The sequence below is a fragment of the Kiritimatiellia bacterium genome, from assembly GCA_018001225.1.
Lineage (GTDB): Bacteria > Verrucomicrobiota > Kiritimatiellia > CAIQIC01 > JAGNIJ01 > JAGNIJ01.
In genome coordinates this window covers 36,023-55,815 of sequence record JAGNIJ010000024.1, presented here as the reverse complement: position 1 = coordinate 55,815, position 19,793 = coordinate 36,023, and the positions used below count along the sequence as shown (strand labels likewise).

General features: G+C 65.5%; 18 protein-coding genes and 1 tRNA gene. 11 read left to right on the top strand and 8 right to left on the bottom strand.

Annotated features, from left to right (window positions below; translation table 11 throughout):
• The first annotated feature begins 171 nt into the window (after positions 1 to 171).
• From KA248_09590 to KA248_09580, 3 genes are read left to right on the top strand one after another with little or no spacing between them, the layout of a single operon-like run.
• Positions 172 to 1,371 (top strand): TonB-dependent receptor, encoded by a 1,200-nt coding sequence (locus KA248_09590; protein ID MBP7830155.1) that lies wholly within the window; start codon positions 172 to 174, stop codon positions 1,369 to 1,371.
• Positions 1,371 to 2,525, top strand: a complete 1,155-nt coding sequence (locus KA248_09585) for a response regulator (GenBank protein ID MBP7830154.1) — start codon at positions 1,371 to 1,373, stop codon at positions 2,523 to 2,525. The genes KA248_09590 and KA248_09585 overlap by 1 nt, the downstream gene beginning before the upstream one ends.
• Before the next feature lie 17 nt (positions 2,526 to 2,542).
• A complete protein-coding gene (locus KA248_09580) occupies positions 2,543 to 4,216 on the top strand; it encodes an FAD-binding oxidoreductase (protein ID MBP7830153.1) in 1,674 nt (557 codons plus the stop codon).
• A gap of 3 nt (positions 4,217 to 4,219) precedes the next feature.
• On the opposite strand, the gene glgA is transcribed toward KA248_09580, so the two are convergent.
• The gene (gene glgA / locus KA248_09575) at positions 4,220 to 5,749 is read right to left on the bottom strand and encodes a glycogen synthase GlgA (GenBank protein MBP7830152.1); all 1,530 of its coding nucleotides are present in this window, start codon (positions 5,747 to 5,749) and stop codon (positions 4,220 to 4,222) included.
• An 8-nt stretch (positions 5,750 to 5,757) separates the two neighbouring features.
• A complete protein-coding gene (locus tag KA248_09570; GenBank protein MBP7830151.1) occupies positions 5,758 to 6,369 on the bottom strand; it encodes a SagB/ThcOx family dehydrogenase in 612 nt (203 codons plus the stop codon).
• A 525-nt stretch (positions 6,370 to 6,894) separates the two neighbouring features.
• Here KA248_09570 and KA248_09565 point away from each other — a divergent pair.
• Complete coding sequence (locus KA248_09565; GenBank protein MBP7830150.1) at positions 6,895 to 7,674, top strand: TorF family putative porin; 780 nt, start codon at positions 6,895 to 6,897, stop codon at positions 7,672 to 7,674.
• Positions 7,675 to 7,875: 201 nt separating this feature from the next.
• On the opposite strand, the gene KA248_09560 is transcribed toward KA248_09565, so the two are convergent.
• The gene (locus KA248_09560; protein ID MBP7830149.1) at positions 7,876 to 8,520 is read right to left on the bottom strand and encodes an NUDIX hydrolase N-terminal domain-containing protein; all 645 of its coding nucleotides are present in this window, start codon (positions 8,518 to 8,520) and stop codon (positions 7,876 to 7,878) included.
• Positions 8,521 to 8,680: 160 nt separating this feature from the next.
• Between KA248_09560 and KA248_09555 the strand changes: the two genes are divergently transcribed.
• Complete coding sequence (locus KA248_09555; protein ID MBP7830148.1) at positions 8,681 to 9,370, top strand: hypothetical protein; 690 nt, start codon at positions 8,681 to 8,683, stop codon at positions 9,368 to 9,370.
• On the opposite strand, the gene nadB is transcribed toward KA248_09555, so the two are convergent.
• Positions 9,334 to 10,962 (bottom strand): L-aspartate oxidase, encoded by a 1,629-nt coding sequence (nadB, locus tag KA248_09550; protein MBP7830147.1) that lies wholly within the window; start codon positions 10,960 to 10,962, stop codon positions 9,334 to 9,336. The two genes, KA248_09555 and nadB, sit on opposite strands and share 37 nt — an antisense overlap.
• A gap of 103 nt (positions 10,963 to 11,065) precedes the next feature.
• On the opposite strand from nadB, the gene KA248_09545 reads away from it, so the two are divergent.
• Positions 11,066 to 12,469 carry a hypothetical protein gene (locus KA248_09545; protein MBP7830146.1) on the top strand — a complete coding sequence of 468 codons (1,404 nt, stop codon included), beginning with the start codon at positions 11,066 to 11,068 and terminating at the stop codon, positions 12,467 to 12,469.
• Positions 12,470 to 12,661: 192 nt separating this feature from the next.
• On the opposite strand, the gene KA248_09540 is transcribed toward KA248_09545, so the two are convergent.
• Positions 12,662 to 12,735, bottom strand: a tRNA-Pro gene (locus KA248_09540).
• Between the two features lie 93 nt (positions 12,736 to 12,828).
• Between KA248_09540 and KA248_09535 the strand changes: the two genes are divergently transcribed.
• The 3 genes from KA248_09535 to KA248_09525 all read left to right on the top strand — a co-directional run bounded on the left by KA248_09535 (position 12,829) and on the right by KA248_09525 (position 15,178).
• Positions 12,829 to 13,293 carry a hypothetical protein gene (locus KA248_09535; protein ID MBP7830145.1) on the top strand — a complete coding sequence of 155 codons (465 nt, stop codon included), beginning with the start codon at positions 12,829 to 12,831 and terminating at the stop codon, positions 13,291 to 13,293.
• Between the two features lie 199 nt (positions 13,294 to 13,492).
• Positions 13,493 to 14,524 (top strand): UDP-3-O-acyl-N-acetylglucosamine deacetylase, encoded by a 1,032-nt coding sequence (locus KA248_09530; GenBank protein MBP7830144.1) that lies wholly within the window; start codon positions 13,493 to 13,495, stop codon positions 14,522 to 14,524.
• A gap of 168 nt (positions 14,525 to 14,692) precedes the next feature.
• Positions 14,693 to 15,178, top strand: a complete 486-nt coding sequence (locus KA248_09525; protein MBP7830143.1) for a transposase — start codon at positions 14,693 to 14,695, stop codon at positions 15,176 to 15,178.
• Between the two features lie 120 nt (positions 15,179 to 15,298).
• Here KA248_09525 and KA248_09520 read toward each other — a convergent pair whose 3' ends face one another.
• From KA248_09520 to KA248_09510, 3 genes are all read right to left on the bottom strand, one after another.
• Entirely contained in the window at positions 15,299 to 16,435 is a 1,137-nt protein-coding gene (locus KA248_09520; GenBank protein ID MBP7830142.1) for a DNA topoisomerase IV subunit A, read from the bottom strand.
• A 141-nt stretch (positions 16,436 to 16,576) separates the two neighbouring features.
• On the bottom strand, positions 16,577 to 16,957 hold the full coding sequence (locus KA248_09515) for a GxxExxY protein (protein MBP7830141.1): 381 nt from the start codon (positions 16,955 to 16,957) through the stop codon (positions 16,577 to 16,579).
• Positions 16,958 to 17,019: 62 nt separating this feature from the next.
• A complete protein-coding gene (locus KA248_09510) occupies positions 17,020 to 18,762 on the bottom strand; it encodes a DNA topoisomerase VI subunit B (protein MBP7830140.1) in 1,743 nt (580 codons plus the stop codon).
• 431 nt (positions 18,763 to 19,193) lie between these two features.
• Here KA248_09510 and KA248_09505 point away from each other — a divergent pair, with 431 nt between their 5' ends.
• Positions 19,194 to 19,385 (top strand): type II toxin-antitoxin system HicB family antitoxin, encoded by a 192-nt coding sequence (locus KA248_09505; GenBank protein ID MBP7830139.1) that lies wholly within the window; start codon positions 19,194 to 19,196, stop codon positions 19,383 to 19,385.
• Positions 19,382 to 19,558, top strand: a complete 177-nt coding sequence (locus KA248_09500) for a type II toxin-antitoxin system HicA family toxin (GenBank protein ID MBP7830138.1) — start codon at positions 19,382 to 19,384, stop codon at positions 19,556 to 19,558. Before KA248_09505 ends, KA248_09500 begins: the two co-directional genes overlap by 4 nt.
• Positions 19,559 to 19,793 lie beyond the last annotated feature (235 nt).

Genomic DNA, 19,793 nt, shown 5'->3' with positions numbered 1-19,793 from the left:
CAAACAGGCCGGCATAACGAGCTAATGGCATGCCACATGCTTACGGCAGCAACATTGCGGTAGAAAGAAGCGGTCCGCGAAATCAGGGTTGCTGCTTATAAAAGGAAACACCGGATGAACAGGTTCAGGACAAGGATCGCAAGCATATGTATTCTCTGCACGGCCGCAGCCATGGAACCAGCGTTCTCCAGCGGGTTTAGAAATCCACCCGAAGGAGCTGCGGCGCTTGGACATGCGGGCGGAAAACTGACCCTCACGGACGATGCTTCCCTGCTTTCCCACAACCCGGCCGGGCTGGCCTGGCAGGACAGGACTGAAGTTCTGGCCTCGTTGACCATGGTGGACGGTGGCGCAGAGTTCAAGTCGGCCGTCCCGCCTTTCGATCACGTCGAGACGCGAAACGACCCCGCCTGGCTTCCTGCTCTCTATGCCGTCGCGGCCCTGTCCGACGGTCGTTATGCCGCCGGGATAGGTCTATCCTCGCCCTACGGCCAGTCCACCGAGTGGAGCCAGGACAGTCTCTTCCGATATGCCGCTCCGTACCGGGCGGAATTGCGGACCCTGGAAGTCTCGCCCGCCTTTGCGCTGCAACTTACGGACACCTTCTCCTTGGGACTGGCCGCGGACCTGTTGTTTTCCGATTTCACGCTCCGCCAGATCTTCCCCTGGTCGCAGGCCGTCGGCATCCCGCTGCTGCCGGATGGCGAGGCCCGCTTTGACGCCGAGGGCGCCGGCGTGAGCGGCCATGCCGGGTTGCAGTGGAAGTGCTCCCCGCGCCAGGTACTGGGCCTGGTCTACCGCGCACCGGTGGATATCGACTACGACGGAGACTTTTCGGTCAGCGGTCTTCCGGCCGGCTTCCCTCTGCCCTCCTCGAGCGATTTTGACACCACGATCCGCTTCCCTTCCGTGATAGCTGCCGGCTACGGCTTCCAGGCTACCGACACCCTCCGCCTCGGCGCGGATGTGGAATGGATCGAGTTTTCGCGGTACGACCGGCTGATCCTGGATGCCGGGGTCCTGAACTCCCTGTTGCCCCAGACGACCATCCCGCAGCAGTGGGAAGACAGCTGGACCCTGGGCGTCGGCGCCGACTGGCGCGTGACCGAGAACTGGGTTCTGCGAGGCGGCTACCTGTTCATCGAGAGTCCTATCCCCTCCCCGACGCTGGCCCCCACCCTGCCGGACGCGGATCGCCACGTGGTCAGTCTCGGCACGGGGTACACATGGAATCATCATCGCTTCGACGTGGCTTATGCCTATAGCTTTTTCGAGGACCGCAACGTCACATCCAGCCCTCAACCCCTGTTCAACGGCTCCTACGAGCTTTGCTCGCAGTTGCTTGGCTTCTCTTACGGGTACACGTTCTGATGGAACCATCGCCCCTGTCCCAGACTATGCCCACCGTGCTGGTGGTGGATGACGACCATGGCCCGCGGGAAAGCCTCCGCATCCTGCTCAAGAACGAGTACCGGGTCCTGTGCGCGGACAGCGTGGATGCCGCAACCACGCTGCTGACAAACGAAAAGCCTTCGGCCGTGATTCTCGATATCCGTATGCCGGGAAAAAACGGCATCGACGGATTGAAGGAAATGCGGGTTCTGGATGGCGACGTGGCGATCATCCTCCTTACCGGCTACAGCACCCTGGAGACGGCGCAAGAGGCCGTGCGCCTCGGCGCGAGCGATTACCTCAAGAAACCCTTCGACGCCCCGGAGATGCTGAACGTCGTCCGGCGCAGCGTCCTGCACACGGATGTGGAACGGCGCCGGCGCAAGGCGGAGAACGAGCTGAACCTGCTGAATCACAAACTGCAGGAAAAGATGATCCAGAACGACCCGCTTGTATCCCTCGGCAGCCGGGCGGCCGAACTCGCACACGATATCCGCAATCCCCTGACCCTGGTGCTGGGGTACGTGGAACTGCTTTCCATGCAACTGCGCGAAGCGGGCCCCCTCCTGGGTGACAAGTGGCCCGCAACGCGCTCCTACATAGAGATGATCGAGACCAGCGTTTCGCGGTGCAAGGAACTGGCCGACACATGGACTTCGGAAGGCCGCAATACTCACATTTCCCGCGGACCCGTGGACGTGCTGAAACTCGTGAAGGAACTGGCCGCCGGCATGTCTTCCTGGGCGCTGCTGCAGGGCGCGGAGATCCGGGTACAGACTGATGCCCACGACGTGCAGGTCCATGCCCTGCGGCTGTCCCTGATGCGGGCGATCCAGAACCTGATGGTCAACGCCATCGAGGCGGTCCGGGGAAGGCAAGGAGGATTAGTTCTCATCAACCTTCGCCGGGAGCAGGATCACGCACTCATCGAAGTGCAGGATAACGGCCGCGGCATGTCATCCGAGAAATTGGCCGACATACGGTCAGCGGCGGGCAACGACCCGGGTGGCTCGGTCGGCCTGGGCTTGCGCATTGCCCGGCAGGTCGTCGAGGATCATGGTGGCACGTTGACCATGGCCAGCCAACCCGGGGCGGGCACCACGGTCACCCTTGCAATCCCCCTGTCCTGTTGACCCGCCGGGCGTCGCGGATGAGAAAACGGGATCGTCTGGACAAGCCGGAGACATTTCTACATGCTGGCTCGCGCACGATGATCGCGGAAAACCTGTCGATGGCGTTGCGCGAGTGGCGCGAGGCGCTGGGGGCTGATCAAGTCCTCGACCAACCGTCCGAGCGGGCGGCGTACGAGGCCAACGTCAGCGGCCTGCGGCGCTCTATCCCCGCCGTCCTCCGGCCCTCGGATACCGGGCAGGTGCGCAGGATCGTCGAAATCGCCAATGCCCGCGACATCCCCCTCTACCCGATCAGCCGCGGCCACAACTGGGGCCTGGGCTCCCGGCTTCCGCCGAGGGACGGGACCGTGATCGTGGATCTTTCGAGGTTGAATCGCATCCGTGCGGTGAATGCGCGGTATCACTATGCCGTCGTGGAGCCGGGCGTAACCCAGCGGCAGCTCTACGAGCACCTGCGGCAACAGGGCCTTGCCCTGCAGCTCAACGTGACGGGTTCCGCGGCGGATACCAGCCTGATCGGCAACGCCCTGGAACGCGGCATCGGGTACTTCTCCAGCAAGGCGGACAGTCTTTCCGGGATGGAGATCGTGCTCGGAAACGGCTCGGTCCTCCGCACAGGCTTCGGTCATTATGCCTCGGCATTGACCCCCCACCTGTATCGCCACGGAATCGGCCCGGCGCTGGACGGCTTGTTCTTCCAGTCCAACTTCGGGATCGTCACCTCCGCCGCCGTGGATCTCCGGCCAGTCCCGGCCGCCGGCATGGTCCTGATCGCCCGAATCAAGCGCGAAGAACACCTGGCCCCCTTCGTCGAGGCGCTCACGGAATTGCGGAGGGACGGAGTGCTGACTGCCGTCGCCCATATCGGCAACCGGCACCGCACCCGGATCGCCATGGCCCCGCTTGTATACCGCGAACTGTCCACGTGGATGAAGGCCCCGGAGGCGGAACGCCGACGCACAGCCGAGCACCTGCTGGAACAGCAGGGGTTCGGCCCTTGGAGCGCCGTGGCGGGCATCCCGGGCCTGCCGGGACAGCTTCGGGAGGCACGCGGGCTCATACGCCGGCGCCTGCGCGGACTCTGCCGGCCCCTCTTCATGACGGACCGGGTCCTGTCCTGGGCAGACCGGCTTTCATCCCGTCTGACATGGATCCCGTGGGTCCGCCGGCAGCGCGCCATCCTGAAGGCCGCCGAACCGCTCTACGGCCTGGCGCGCGGCGTGCCCACGGATGCCCCCATGTTGAGCGTGAGCTGGCCTTTGGGGCAGAACTCCTCCTCGGAGCGCGACGATCCCGACCAGGGGCACTGCGGACTCCTGTATTGCGTACCCTTCCTGCCGGCGGAAGGCGCTCGGGTGCGCGAAGGAATGGACCTGACCACGCTCGTATTCGAAAAGCATGGTTTCACGCCGTTCGTCACGCTGAACCTGGTGGACGATCGGGCGATGGAGTGCGTGATCAACCTGGCGTTTGACCGGAACTCCGCCGAGCGGACCGCCGCCGCGCACGCGTGCAATGACGAGTTGACCAGGGAATTCATCCGGCGCGGATTCCCCCCGTATCGCGTCGGCAGCCAGTCCATGGACCTCATCCTGGACGAGTCGGATTCGTTCTGGCAAACGGCGCGCGACCTGAAGAGCGTCCTCGATCCGAACGGAATCATTGCGCCCGGCCGGTACAATCTGCGCTGACGGTCAGCCCCTTCGCCGGGCGGCGATGGCGCGCTCGTAGACCTTGACGTACTCGGCCGCCGAGGCCGCCCAGGAGAAGTCCTGTTGCATGGCGTTCCGGCGCAGGCGCTCGATGTGCTGCGGGCGGTCGAACCAGGTGGAGACGGCCCAGCCGATCGTGTCGCGGACGGCCGACGCGGCGGGCTCCCAGAACTTGAAGCCGGTGCCCGCGCCGGTCTTCTCGTTGTAGTTCTCCACGGTATCGTCCAGGCCGCCCGTCGCCCGCACGACCGGGAGCGTGCCGTATTTCATGGAGTACATCTGGTTGAGGCCGCAGGGCTCGTAGAGGGACGGCATCAGGAAGAAGTCGGAGCCCGCCTCGATCCAGTGGCTCAACTCGTTGGAGAACCCGATGTGGCAGGCCACGCGGCCGGGCCAGGCGGCGGAGAGCGCGCGGAAGAAATTTTCCATCCAGGGATCGCCGGTGCCCAGGACCACGACCTGGAAGAGCATCTGCTTGAGGGCCTCCGGCAGACCTTCCGCGAGAAGCCCGAACCCCTTCTGGGGGGCGAACCGGGACACGATGCCGAAGAGCGGCCAGTCCGGGCGCGCCGCGAGGCCCATGCGGTGCTGCAGGTCGGCCTTGCAGGCGGCCTTGCCGGAGAGGTCCTTCAGGGAATAGTGGGCCGGGATGAACGGGTCCGTCTCCGGGTTCCAATGCTCGTAGTCGGCGCCGTTCAGGATGCCGGTGAGTTCCCCGCGGCGGGCCGAGAGATGCGGGGCCAGGCCCATGCCGCCGACCGGGTCCAGGATCTCGCTCGCGTGCGCGGGGGACACCGTGGTCAGCGCGTCGGCGAAGGCGACACCCGCCTTGAGCAGGTTGACCTGGCCGTGGTCCTCGAAGCGATCGGGCGCGAAATGCTCCCAGCCGACGCCGATGTATGGGAAGGCGCTGGCGTGGTACACGCCCTGGTAGCCGATGTTGTGGATCGTCAGCACCGAGGCCGTCGCCGACAACGGCGAGAGGATGCGGTCCCAGGTTTTCAGGAAGACGGGCGCCAGGGCCGTGGGCCAGTCGTGGGCGTGCACCACGTCCGGGATGAAGCCGGTGTCCTTGCAGATCTGCGTCGCGGCCTTGGACAGCAGGGCGAAGCGGAACGCGTTGTCGCCGTACTCGCCGCCGGCCTCGTCGTACAATCCCGGCCGGCCGAAGAACCGGTCGTAGTCCACGAACCAGACCGGCACGCCGCCGTCCGCGGTCGCCTCGTGCACGCCGACCCACTGCTCCTCGCCGTTGCCCATGTGCACGCAGGAGGTCTGCAGGAACCGAATCCCGTGGCGCGCGCGGTCGATCGAGGCATACAGGGGCAGCACGATGCGGACCTCGTGGCCCATCCGGAGCAGCGCCTTGGGCAGGGCCCCCACAACGTCCGCCAGGCCGCCGACCTTGGCATACGGCGCACACTCGGAAGCGACGAAGAGGATCGTCCGGCCCGCGGGGGGCGCGCGGCGCCGGGCGGGTTTCTTCCTGGGGGATGACCGGGGCCTAGCCATGCGCTCGCTTACTTCCGGCCCACGGGCATCAGGTAGAGCGGCTCTTCGCCGTGCGGGAGCCCTAGGACCTTCCGCACCTCGTCGTCGGAGAAGGCCGCCACGACCACGGTGCCGAGCCCGAGCGCGACCGCCTCCAGCGACACGTTCTGGCCCGCGTGCCCGACTTCCATGTAGACGTAGCGGTGCCCGCGGTCCCCGTACCGGTGGGTGGTCCGCTCCGGCACGGCGCTGAACGCGAGGATCGCCGCAGCCTGGCTCATCCAGAGCTGTCCGAGCGAGGCCGCAGCCAGCTTGGTACGCTGGTCGCCGCTCATCGTTTTGACCAGCCCGTGCTTGGTCGGCTCGTACTTGTAAATGCCCGCCTCGAGGTCGCTGACCCGGCCGGCGACGAGATAGAGTTCCAGGGGATACAAGGCCCCGGCGGAAGGCGCTGTCCGGAACCCGCCCAGGCTGGTGACACCTTGCGCCGCCCAGAGAAGGCGCCCGGCCTCGGCCAGCGAAATGGGCTCGTCCTTGAATTCCCGCGTGGATCGGCGGAACTGCAGGGCGTGATTGAGTTCGCAATGACGCTCGGCCACCGGCGACGGCAATGTAATCATGGTTTCCACCTTGCTTGGCATCAAAGTCTCCCCGGGGGCCAGGCCGGCCAGCGCGACGACCCGGGCCCATTCCCACAGCACCGCGATGCCTATCCACCGGCCTGTCTTCATAGCCTCTTTCTCCGGAGCACCGCGTGCCGGAAGAGGCGTGCCGATCAGGGCTTCCACCTCTCAAAAGCAGCCTAGAAAAGCGAGCCGCCGTTGACCAGCCCTTTTTCGCCCTTCCACCGAGTCCGGTCCCCGCCACCTCGCCCTCGTGCAACGGCAGTCGGTTTTATTTAAAGTTACAGTATTGTCATTATGGATTTAGTGTGCACTCATTATTGTTACTTATAATTTTTCGATCAACTTTTTGGTTTAATCATATTCTATTGCCATACCTGTCATAACAGGGATAATCGGTGCGATGGAGGCGGCCGGGTGGCATGGGGATTGCATGTGCCTGGCCGGGCCCGGAGCCAGGGTCGCGCACGGAGAAAGCCGTGGTCGGGCCGGGGCGCACCGGGAGCATGGTACACAGGATAAAAAACAGGAGAAGCATACGCGATGAAGAAAAGCATGATGAAGGCAGGCGTGGCGCTGGTCGTGGTTTTGGCTGCCGCCATGGGAAGCTGGGCGGCGGAGGCGGAACTGGGCCTGGGCGTCCTCTCGCACTACGTGTGGCGCGGGCAGGTTCTGAACGACGAGCCGGTGTTCCAGCCGTCGCTGACCGTCTCGGGCCCCTGCGGGCTCTCGTTCAACACGTGGGCCAACATGGACCTGACGGACAATCTGGACAACCAGGGCGAGTTCAACGAGGTGGACCTCACCGTCTCCTACAGCCGCGATCTGGGGGAAACGGCCAGCCTGGAGGTCGGCATCGTGGACTATGTCCTCAAGACGGCGGAGAACACCGGCGAGCTGTTCCTGACGGCCGAGGCGGACGTCCTGCTGGCCCCCTCCGTCACGCTGTTCTACGACTTCGATGAGGTCGAGGACTTCTACGCGCAGGTGGCCATCGGGCACAGTCTGGCCTTCATGGAAGAGAAGCTCTCGCTGGACCTGGGCGCATCCCTGGGCTTCGGCGGCGCGGATTACAACGAGTATTACTTCAGCTTCTCCCCGGAAGAGGGCGAGGAAGGCGACGCCATCGTAAACGACAGCGCCGCGCTGAACGACCTGAACCTCTCCGCCGGACTCACCTACGCGCTCTCGGAGACCTGTTCCCTGGCCGGCACCCTCCAGTACGTGATGCTCCTGGACGGCGACATCGAGGATGCGGCGGAAGCGGTTTACGGCGAAAAAGACGCCGTGTACGGCGGCGTGACGTTGAGCCGTGCGTTCTGATCCGGACACGTCAGGAATTCCACCGCCCTTCCGCGCCCGCGGGAGGGCGGTTTTTTTGGCCCACCGCACATTTCCCCTCGACCCCCGCCAGCTTGCCTGGCGGGTGAGTCAGTTCGGCGGCTCGTGCGGCAACCCGCCAACCTGATTCACCTGCGGCACAAGGCCGCAGGGGTCTAGCGGTTCATTTTTCCGACTTCGGGCTCAATCGAAATCGGCGGGCAGGGCCGGATTCCGGTGGTGCTCGAAGAGGCGGGCGAGTTGGCGCGGATTGACCCGCGGGATCGAGAGCGGCGGAATGGCGTCCTCCGCGAAGAAGTCCACGGCGTCGGTCTCGATGTTGTCCACCGGCGCGCCGCCCAGCAGTTCGCAGAGGAAGAAGATCTTGTACACGTGGTACGGGTACGGCGGGATGGCGCCCTGTCGGCACCGGTCGTAGACGGCGGCCAGCTTCACGGCCCGGGTGCGATAGCCCGCCTCCTCGCGGATCTCACGCTCGATGGCCTCGGTCGGCATCTCGTTGGGATCGGCCCAGCCCCCGGGAAGGGTCCAGAGCTGGTCCCGCCGCTCGCGGACCAGCAGGAGCCGCCCGTCGCGGAAGACGGCGCCGCGCATGTCCACCTTCGGCGTGGCGTGGCCGATTTCACCGCGGAACAGGTCCAAGACCCGGCGGGTGTCGCTACCCGACTGGACCGCGAACATCTCGGCCGCGATGCGCTGCACGGCCTCGTACCGCTGGCGGTCGAACCCGGCGGTCGTGTAATGCAGCCCGTTCTGGGCCACGGCCTGCAGCTCGCGCGCCCAGGCGATCCAGCGGGGCTCCTCCAAGTCCGGGTCCTGGTCGTTCATAGGGACACTGTACCATGACCGGGCGAACTGGAAAACCGTCCAACCGTCCGGGGTCGTGAAAAAACGTTTGAGATTCCTCGCTTCGCTCGGAATGACAATCCATCGTTTCCGCGCCGGCCGGGGTTGACAGGCCGCGCCGGCCGGGAGATAAGAAGGCGTCATGGACGTCTTTTCCGAGTATCGCCCGTCCTCGGACACCTGCCCGCAGCATATCGCCCGCGCACACTGGCTCGGGCTGATCCCGGTGGGCCTGGCGCTGGCGATGATGTTCGCGGCGCGGTCCGCGCCGGGGCCGGGCTTGTGGAGCGCGCTCGGCACGGCCCTGGGCCTGCACCTGGTGCTCGGGGGCGCCGCCCGGCTCCCGTCCGTGGCGCACCCGGGCCCGGACGCCGCCGCGGATGCCTGGTTTCCCCTTCTCCTTTTTGTATTGCAAACCGGGTTCGTGATCGTGACCGCGGTCATGATGTGGGTCACCCTGGGCGACCTGGGGCACGCGCCCTCGGCGGCCGAGGAGGCTGTCTTCTATGCCCTGTTGGCCGGGATCCCGCTGCACCGTCTGGTCCGGTCGCAAAACCCGCAGGCGATCATGAGCCCGCGGCGGCAGCGCTGGGAGCTCTTCCTCCGGTATCTCAAGCGCAGCCTCGCGGCGATCCTGGCGGGCCTCCTGCTGACCAACCTGCTCCGGGACGCCGACGGCCGCATCGGGCCCGGCGGCATCATCCTTGCGATCAGCCTCTGGGTGGCCACGGTGCTGTTCGTGCTGGGCTGCCTGACCTTCTTCGTGGAGCGCGCGATCGAGGCCGGCCGCGAAAGTCAGTCCAGCCGATCCCCGACCGCCCCGCCGGGCTGATCCTGGATGCGCGTGTCGCCCGCCGGCCGGCCCGAGTCGGGGCGCGGATAGTCCAGCGTGTAGTGCAAGCCCCGGCTCTCCTTCCGGCACCGGGCCGACCGGACGACCAGCTCCGCGACGTCCGCGATGTTGCGCAGTTCCAGGATGTCGGGCGTGATCAGGTAGTCCAGGTAATACTGGCGGATCTCGCGGCGCAAATTCCGGATCCGGCGCAGGGCGCGGTCCAGGCGGCGGTCGGTGCGGACGATGCCCACGTAGTCCCACATCGCGGTGCGCACCTCGTTCCAGTTATGCTCGACCACGATGCCCTCGTCGCTGGGCACGGCCGCCCCGGACTGCCAGGGGGGGATCTCCTCGCGCGGCGGCCGGATCGGCGCCCCGCCGGCGAGGACCGTCTCCGCGGTCCGGCGGGCGGCGACCAGGGCCTCCAGCAGCGAGTTGCTGGCCAGCCGGTTGGCGCCGTGCAGCCCCGTGCACGCCACCTCGCCGCACGCGGACAGGCCCGGCAGCGCGGTCCGCCCGTCGATCCCGGCCTCCACGCCGCCGCAGAAGTAATGGGCCGCGGGCACGACGGGAATGGGCGCGCGGGCCATGTGAATCCCGAAGCGCTGGCAGGTGGCGAAGATGTTGGGGAAGCGCCGCCGGAGGAACCGTTCGGAGCGGTGCGTGATGTCCAGGTAGACGCAGGAATCGCCGCGTGTCTTCATCTCCTGGTCGATCGCGCGCGCCACGATGTCGCGCGGCGCCAGCGAAGCGCGGGCGTCGTACTTCTCCATGAACGACTCGCCGCCGGCGTTGACCAGCACGCCCCCCTCCCCGCGCACGGCCTCGCTGACCAGGAACGACTTGGCCTCCGGGTGGTACAGGCACGTGGGATGGAACTGGACGAACTCCAGGTTCAGTATGGGCAGGCCGGCCCGCCATGCCATCGCGAGCCCGTCGCCCGTGGCCGTGTCCGGGTTGCTCGTGTAGAGGTACACCTTCCCCGCCCCGCCGGTGGCCAGCACGGTGTGGCCGGCCCGGATGGAGAGAACATTTCCGGCCCGCCGGTCCAGCAGGTATGCGCCGATACAGCGGTTGGGGCCGGGGTGATGAAGCCAGCCGGTGGTCACCAGGTCGATCGCCATCAGGTCGGACCGGATCTCGATGTTCGGGCAAGCCCGGGCTTGCTCGACCAGCGCGCGGATGATTTCCCGGCCGGTCATGTCGCCCGCGTGCAGGACGCGCCGCCGCGAGTGGCCGCCCTCCTGGCCGAGGTCGTACTCCTCCTCACGGCCCTGCCGCCGCTCGAAGCGCACGCCCCAGGCCTCGAGATCCCGGATGCCGGCCGCCCCTTCCGCCAGCAGGGCCCGGACCACCGGCTCCCGGCACAGCCCCGCGCCGGCGCCCAGCGTATCCTGCACATGCTCTTCCAGGCTGTCATCCGGATCCACGACGCAGGCGATCCCGCCCTGCGCGTAGGCCGTGTTGCTTTCCTCGACCGCCCGCTTGGTGGCCAGGATCACGCGGGCCTGCCGACCGAGCCGCAGGGCCGTCATGAGGCCCGCCAGCCCGCTGCCGATCACGAGGATGTCGCAGTCCAGTACTTGCATGTTCGCAGGCTTCGTATTACATTTGCCCCCGGCCCGACCAGGGCCGGGGGATGGCTGTTTTCGCCCTGGCCGTCATATTGCTCATCCCCGGAGCCTTGTGCAAGTGAATGTGTTGCTGATCCAGCCGCCGGAAGCCGTGCCGCCCGTGCCGCCCCGTGGCCCGGCGGGATTCAACGCGCATCCCCTGCTTCCGCCGTGGGACCTGATGTGCCTGCAGACCCACTTGTCCCAACGCTCCCGGCACATCGCCACGCTGCTGGATGCCCGGTTTTTCACGTCCATGGAAACCGAACTTGTGGCGGCCGTCCGCAAGGTGGCGGATCCGGTGGTGGTGATTGTGAACACGACCACCGAGGGGCTGGGCCAGGCCATGGGCCTGATCAACATTCTCAAGCGCGCCTTTCCCTCGCTCCCGGTCGGCCTGTGCGGCCAGCACCCATCCGAGTTCCCGGAAGCCGCGATGGACCTGCCCCGCGTGGATTATGTGCTGGCGGGCGACCCGGAACCCATCCTTCACAGCCTGCTCGATTTCTTCACCGTCGAGACCCGCCTGCAGCACGTGCCCGGCCTCCTGTTCCGCGGGAGCCCGGCCCGGGAAGCCCGCTGGCTCAACGATCTCAACAGCTTGACCCTGCCCGACTGGCACGAGCCATTTATAGCCGCGTATGCCGGGCTGCCCGGTTCGGGGGGATGCAGCATCCATGTCCGCTTGACGCGCGGCCATACTCGCTGCCCGGCCGATCGCGCGTGGGGCCTCGCCTCGGAGCCGCTCCGGTCCTGGCGCATGGATCGCCTGGCGTCCTGCCTCCAGAAGGCCTCGGACAAGGGCGTCGCCGAGGTCTTCCTGGATGATCCCCCGGGCATCTGGACCCCCGCCCGCCTGGACCAGTGGTGCGCCGCCCTGGCCCAGGTGCGCAACGTCATCCCCTGGTCCCTTCAGTTGCTTCCCACGCTCCTGTCTCCCGACACGATGGACCAGATGCGCCTCTCGCTGTGCCGCCGGGTCGTGTTCCTGCTGCCCTCGTGCGACCGGGCCAACCTGCTCAAGTACGGCTGCGCCCTCGACGAGAACGAACTGGCCCGGACGTTCCTGCTGCTCCGGCAGTACGGGATCGAGCCGCAGGCCGAGCTGTGGCTGGGCGGTCCGGAAGAACCGCCGGGGGCCGGTCGCCGGGCCATACATAGGCTCCGGGCCCTCGGTTTCCCGGCATACTCCCTGCGCGCCTTCCCCTGCCGGCTGGAAGCCCCGATCTGCGCGGACGTCCGGACGGGGTTACCGCCGCCGCTCGAGGCCTGGACGCGCTGGGCCTGCGATCCCTGGAACACGGCCCGTCCGCAGGCCGTCTGGGGCGGCTCGGAACGAATCACCCCGCTGGACTCCGAAATGCAGGCGGTCCTGCGGACCGTCGAAACCCATCCCCTCCGCCTGCTCAAGCAGGGATGGGACACGCTGCGTTCCGGCCACTTCCTCAAGTCCGTCGCCGCGTCCATCCGCCTGCGTGCGTAAAGAACCAGCGACCCCGCGGCGGAAACAAGAAAAGCCCCATGTCGGGGCGACTGGATTTGCTGCGCGGCCCGCCCGGGCCACTGGCCCTCGCCTGGCTCGGGGCTTTCACTGCGCTCAAGCCTTTCCGCGCGGCTACCCTCGCCGCGCGAAATGAACCAGCGACCCCGCGGCGGAAACAAGAAAAGCCCCATGTCGGGGCGACTGGATTTGAACCAGCGACTTTCAGCTCCCAAAGCTGACGCTCTGCCAGTCTGAGCTACGCCCCGACATGAGGCTCTGTTCTACCGCCGCGCGGCCCGCCTGAACCATGCCCGGGCGGGTTTAACTTTTCCGCCCGAACGGCGTTATTTATACATGGAATGAGTAACGGCGTCCAATGTCAACCGGCGAAGATCCCGAATTACTCCCCGGTCCGGATGTTCCTGTGGCAGGCGCTGTGCATCCTGGTGGCCGCCGGCTTCGTGTGGGCCTGTGTGGCATGCGAGTGGCCTTGCCGGTTCTTCGCGGATCCCCGTATTGAATCCCGCCTGGCCCAGGCCGGCTTCCTGGCCTCCGGAATCCTGTCGATGGGCCTGCTGGCCCTGCTCCCGGTCGTCCGCCACTGGCAGGTGCGGCGCAGCGGCTCCGTGACGATCTGCTCGTACTGCCGCAAGGTCCACGTCGCCGACCGGGCCTGGGAGCACTTCGAGGTCTTTTTCTCCAACCGGCGCCTCGCGCAGGTCAGCCACGGCGTCTGCCCGGACTGCAGCGACCGCGTGATGCAGCAATACCGCAACGGCGACCGGAACGCCGGCCGGCCCGAGCCGGTGGCCGACAGCGCCTGAACCCCGCAGCCATTCTACTTTTGCCGCTTATCGGCGCCCGAATCACAGCGGGTTCGTAGCCCCCGCTGTACTTTCGTACAGCAGGCGCTATGAGCCTGCTGTTCTGCCCAGGATGAGAATGGCTGCGAATCCCGCCAATCCGCTTGTCAGCCTTCCCCTCCCTGCCGTAGACTGCGCGCGAACCGGAAGGATGAGGCACATGGCGGAAGCAGCTTTTGGCAAACTACTGGCCGGCCAGCCCGAGGACATGACCCGGGCCTGGGAACTCTTTTCCCGGCAGCCGGTGGACCTGGAACTCCCCGCCGCCCCCGCGGTCGTCGGCGCCCCGAGGCGACAGCGCACGCTCGCCGGGCCGGTCACGGTCCAGGGCCCCGGCACCTTCAGGGGGAAACACACGCGCACGGTGACCTTCGAGCCCACGGACCTGCCCGGCTGGTGGTTCGAGCGGTCGGACCTCAAGGACGTGCTGCCCTTCGCGGTATCCGCCCGCAATGTCTGGACCACCGGCGACATCGTAAGCAACATCGTCCTGCGCGCGGGCCCGCCGCACAACTACGTCCGTATGGTCGAACACATCGTGGCCCTCAAGGTCGGGCTGGGTCTGGACAGCGTGCTCGTCCGGATCGATTCCGGCGACCCGCCGCTGTTCGACCGCGGCAGCCTGGAACTGGTCGAGGCCGTGGAAAAGGCCGGCTGGCGCGAGGTCGACGCCCCGGCGCGCCGGGTCACGGTCCGCGAGCCGGTCTGCGTCTGCAGCGCGAACGGCAGCTTCGTGGCCCTGGCCCCGCCCGCCGATCCGGCCCGCCCCACCCTGCATCTCGATTGCGCCATCGATTTCAAGACCGCCATCGGCCGGCAGCGCCTGCGATTCCACGTCACCCCGGAGCTGTTCCGCCAGGGCGCCCAGGCGCGGACCAACTCGTCCGGCGTGAAAATGATCTACTGCCGCACCATCGGCCGCATCTTCGCCGACATTCGGAACCTCGGGTACACCAAGAAAAACCTGCTGATCGCGGGGCGGCGCGAATACTACAACGAGCCCCGCCTAGTCCATGAGGGCAAGTCGCTCGAGGCCGTCTGGCACCGCGCGGCCCTGGACCTGCTGGCCGCCCTCGCCCTGATCGAGGAAGGCCAGTTCGTCGGCCGCGTGGTCTCCTACAAGGCCGGCCACACCCTCGACGTCGAGCTCGTCCGCCAGCTCTACAAGAACCGCTTGCTGCAAACCCTGTAGCCGGGACCGCCGGTCCCGGCCTGCCGGCTTCATCGAAGCCGGCTACAGGAATCTTTTCCGTGGAATTTTCCGCCTCATTCTCCTTTCTTCCATTGATGCCTCGATCCTGTAGCCGGGATCGCTGATCCCGGCTGATCGTCGCTCCCGGCTCATAATCTCGAGCATACAATGGAAAAGAACCTGTTGCCGACCACGCCATGCCACGGGCACCTGCGCCGCTTGGAGCGAATCTATGCCGGCCAGCCCGTGTATTTCATTACGACGTGCACACACGGCCGCCGCGCCTTTCTGGCCGATGGCGACGCGGGCGCCATCCTTCTGCATGAATGGGGTCAGGCCCTGCCCAGGCATCGATGGGCCATAGGACGGTACGTGATTATGCCCGATCATGTTCATTTCTTCTGTTCTCCAGTGAGCGCGGACAAGACGCTCTCGGACTTCATGCGACAATGGAAGCAATGGACCAGCAAACGTCTCGTTCGCGATCGCGGCTTTCTCTCCCCGATATGGCAGGCGGAGTTCTTCGATCACGTTCTTCGCTCCGAGGAAAGCCGCAGCGAAAAGTGGTTGTATGTCAGGGACAATCCGGTCCGAGCGGGCCTGGTCAGGAGGGCGGAGGATTGGCCTTATCAGGGCTGGATTGATTTCCCGTAACCGGCCTGCCGGCTTCACCGAAGCCGGCTACAAGAACAACCCTGTAGCCGGGATCGCCGATCCCGGCTACAAGAACAGCCCTGTAGCCGGGATCGCCGATCCCGGCCCTCCACCCGTGCTCTACGGCAGGAACTTGGCCTTCTTGAGCTTCCGCGGCAGGTATTCCTCGAGGACGAAGTTCAGCCCGTGCTTGGCGAAGGCCTGCTGCTCGACGCGCACGCCCAGCGCCAGCATGTGCTCCAGCGCCTGCTGCCACTCCTTGTGGTGCCGGATGAACGGGTCGTTCTTCAGCGCGTCCTTCGCGCGCTTGATGTCCGCCTCCTCCAACGGGTGCGTCGCGTCCTCGAGCTTGAACTCCTTGATGTCCCACGGCGTCACGCCGAGGTAGTGCGCCTGCGGCACGCAGAAGAACCGGTTGATGTGCGCCGCCTGGCCGGACCCGACCTTGAGAGTGCGGTAGATGTTGCAGTAGCCGTACGGGTCCCCGTCGGTGAACGCCAGGACCGCCAGCTTCTGGTCGTCCGCCAGCCGCCGGATGAACCTCCGGCACGCCCGCGTCGGCACGCCGCTCATGGAGATGAGGATGCAGTTCCCCTTCTCGTAGTAGCGGTGGTGCACCAGGCGCTGGAACAGCGAGGCGGTCTCGATCACCAGCACGAACCTCGCCTTGCTTTGGAACCGAAGGTGCTCGACGCGCGACGGGATGCTCCATGCGCCGGTCCCCAGCTTGGTGCAGTCGATCCGGATGTCCTTGCCCGTGGCCGGGTCGCGGTCGATGACGACCAGCGGCCCGCACACCTCGCCGCCGTGCTCCTCCGGGATGTAGCCGAGCTGCTCGCGGTTGATCTCGAGCATGGCCTCGATGTCGTCGAGCAGCGTGTCGCTCTCCGGCTGCTCGTTGAACCGGCACTCGCCCCAGCTCTTGCTGTTGTAGTAGATCTCGCGCTTGCCCGCGATGTCGTCCTTGTCCAGCAGGTCGTTCTTCGTCGTCGCGAGCAGCCGCATGGACTGGGCGAACGTCTTGACCGTGTTGTACGAGAGCGTCCGCGTGGCCACGCGGTTCAGGATCTCGAAGTGGCCGCGCTTGACGTCGTACTTCACGTTCGCCAGCGACCGCACCGGGAACTTCATCGAGGGCTTGCGGTTCTTCTTCGTGACGTCCTCGTACACGGTCTCCGCCACGCGGACGATCCGCGCCGACGCCGCCTTCTTCGAGACCACGTCCGGCCCGCCGCCCTGACTCGTCGATTTCGCCATCGTCATTTCTCCGGATGTTTAACGCAAAGGCGCAAAGGTGCAAAGGACGCAAAGAGGAACGTTGAGGTGATGGGAAACGCAATCAGATTGAACCTTCTCGCGCACTTTGCGTCTTTGCGCCTTTGCGTAAAAATCTTTGTATTATAGTCCATTTACCACCCTGCGGATGCCTTGGGCCACCAAGGTCTCGCCAAAGTTGATCAGCAGGCCCAACTTCAATCCTGTCAATCTTAAGTAGGTCAACAACTGCGCTTCAAAAACGGGATGAATCTCTTTGGCCGCCTTGCATTCCACGATTACTTTCTCTTCGACCAGAACATCCAGGGTCAACGGTTTGGCCAGTCGGTGTCCCTTGTAAATCAACGGGACATCAATCTGCCGGCCCACCTGAAGGCCGCGGATGGGCATTTCGTAACAGAGGGCTTCTTCGTATACGTCTTCGAGAAGACCGGGTCCACCCATCACCTTGTGCACTTCGATAGCCGATCCTATAATCACTTGACTGATTTCATTCTCCGTCATCTCCCCCCCCTTCTCCGCGTCTTTGCGCCTTTGCGTTAACTCCCCCTCTCCGCGGTTTGGCGTTACACATCCAAGTGCGTCTTCTCCAGCATCTTCCCCAGCTTCTGGATCACCTGCTTCTCCTTCCGCTCGTCGAAGGCCAGGATCTCCCGCAGGCCCAGGGCCAGGTGCGGGATGTACAGCTCGATGTAGCTGCGCTTGCGCTCGACCTCGGCCTGGCGCCGCCGCCGGCTCAAGTACACGGAGAGCTGCCGCCCGCACTCCTGGAGCGCGTACGTGAACTCCTTGAGAATCTCCGGGTAGTGCGCCACCGCCTCCTTGCTCTCGCTCGTGAACGGCACCCAGACGCTCGCCATGTGCAGAAGGATCACCATCGGCCCGACCGGCAGCCCGCCCTTGGGCTGGGCCAGCCCGTAGGTCTTCCAGTTCACGTCGCCCACCGCCTCGGTCATGCCGCAGGCGCCGGCCTGGTACAGGAGCGGCACGCGGTTCGCGAAACGCATCACGCGGACGGGCTCATCCGCGCCGATCTCCTGCTTCGGGTCCGGCTTCGCATACGCGAGGCCGACCTCCACCTGGAACGGGTTGCCGCGGTAGACCTCCGGATCGCGCGTGACCGCCGTGTAGAAGTCCGCCGCGATTTCCTTCTTCAGGCCCGCGAGGATCTGCGCCTCGCCGATCGGCGAGAGGCAGTCCGTCGGCGGCCGCATGAGCTTCGTGTCCTGGATCGCCTTGTAGAGCGCCTCGCTCTCCTGGTGCGCGATGCGGGTCGGGTTGGCCTTCGGGTTCAGCCCCGCCCGCCCGCAGATCTCCAGCGCGGACCGGTCGCCCACGCGCGAGAAATCCGTCGTCAGCGCCGACCGCAGCGTCCGCGCGGCCGTCCCCTTGAGCATCTGCATCAGGAGGCCGAGTTCCACCCCGTGCGGGTGCGGCTTGATCTCCGTCGGCGGGACAGGCAGCTTGTTGACGGCGCGGGCGTAGGTGAAGGCTTCCGTCGCCGGAGGCGACCCTGTAGCCGGGGTCGCTGACCCCGGCGCCCCCGACTTCTGGCCGGCTTCAACGAAGCCGGCTACAGGCTTCGCGTCCTTCTTGAGGAGCGCCAGCCGGTAATGCAGCTGCAAGTGCGGGTTCACGATCGCGCACTGCTTGAGGTACTCGTCCACCGAGAGCCTCCCGCGGACGTAGGCCGCCTCCATGACGATCTCCACGCAGGTGCCGTGCTTGTACTCGATGGCCCTGCCGGACCGGCCCTCGGCGTCCACGGGGGTGAACACGGGCAGCCACTCCGCCTCCTCGTCCGTCAGGATCGCCGGCTTGTTCGCCCGGGTATCGATCTGCACCTCCATGTGGTGGGCCTTCTTCGAGCCCTTGACCTTGGACAGGATGCGGGTCGAGGTGCCGGTGGTCAGTTGGCCGTACATCCCCGCCGCGCTGATGCCGATGCCCTGCTGGCCGCGGGACATGCGCAGGCGGTGGAACTTCGAGCCGTAGAGCAGCTTGGCGAAGATGCGGGGAATCTGGGCCTTCACGATGCCCGGCCCGTTGTCCGTGACGCTCACCTTGAACCGGTCGTCGGCGACCTGGACGATCTCCACGCCGATCTCCGGCAGGATCCCGCCCTCCTCGCAGGCGTCCAGCGAGTTATCCACCGCTTCCTTCACCGCCGTCAGCAGCGCCTTGCGCGGGCTGTCGAACCCGAGCAGGTGCCGGTTTTTCAGGAAAAATTCCGAGACGGAAATCTCCCGCTGCTTCTGCGCCATGCTCTCGGCGGTCTCCGCGGCGGCGGGCTTGCGTTCTCTGGCCATGATCGTCTCCCGTTGAAAAAAGAATGCGGGGTACGGTAGCGAAGGAAAGCGGAAAGAGAAACCACGAAATGCAGGAATGATACCAGGTACGGGTGAGAGGCGGTACGAACGGCGTCGCAAGCTTGCCCGCCGTAGCCCCTGCGCGAAGGCGGGAGCTCCGCCCTCCAGTGGCAGGAATCATGGAGGGGCGAGCTCCTGCGAGCCCGAAATCTACCCGCCTTCACCCGGATTCGGTATGAAACGCCAAGGCGCCAAGTACGCAAAGAAGACAGGGACGAGAACCCGCAGATCACGCAGATTCCGCGGAGGCCCCATCCGCGTTCATCCGCGTCATCCGCGGGCATTCCCCTCCGCGTCTTTGCACGGGAAATAGCGCGCTTGGGGAAAAAGAAGGATTTGAATCCCTTGGGGCCGCGGGCTAGACTTCCGGTATGAAGAATGTCCGATTCATATACTGGCAAGATGAAGAGATGTGGCTGGGCTACATCGAGGAATTCCCAGATTACCAGACTCAAGGCGTCTCCCTGGAAGAGTTAAAGGACAACCTCAAGGATCTGTATTCCGATTTGACCGGCGGGGCCATCCCCAATGTGAAACATGTCGGGGAGCTCCAGCTTGCGTGAAAAGGCGAACCTTGCTTCAGGCCATTGAGGCCATGGGGTGCGTACTCATCCGCCAAGGGGGTCGTCACGATTGGTATCAGAATCCGCAGACCGGTTCGTGTCAACCCGTACCCCGCCATCAGGAAATCAAGGAGTACTTGGCCCGGCATATTCTCAAGAAGCTGAAAGACTAGATTCTGTTACGTCCTGCACCTCCTTACGTCTTCCCCTCCGCGCCTTTGCGCCTTTGCGTTAAAAAAATGGACCACGGATATCATGGATTTCACGGATGTTCCTTCAGATCCCCATCCGCGTTAATCCGCGTAATCCGCGGGCATCCTCCTCTCCGCGTCTTTGCGCCTTTGCGTTGAAATCCGTTTGCCCGTCACTTCTTCTTGCCCTCTGCTGGGTTGCAGGGTATGTCTTTAT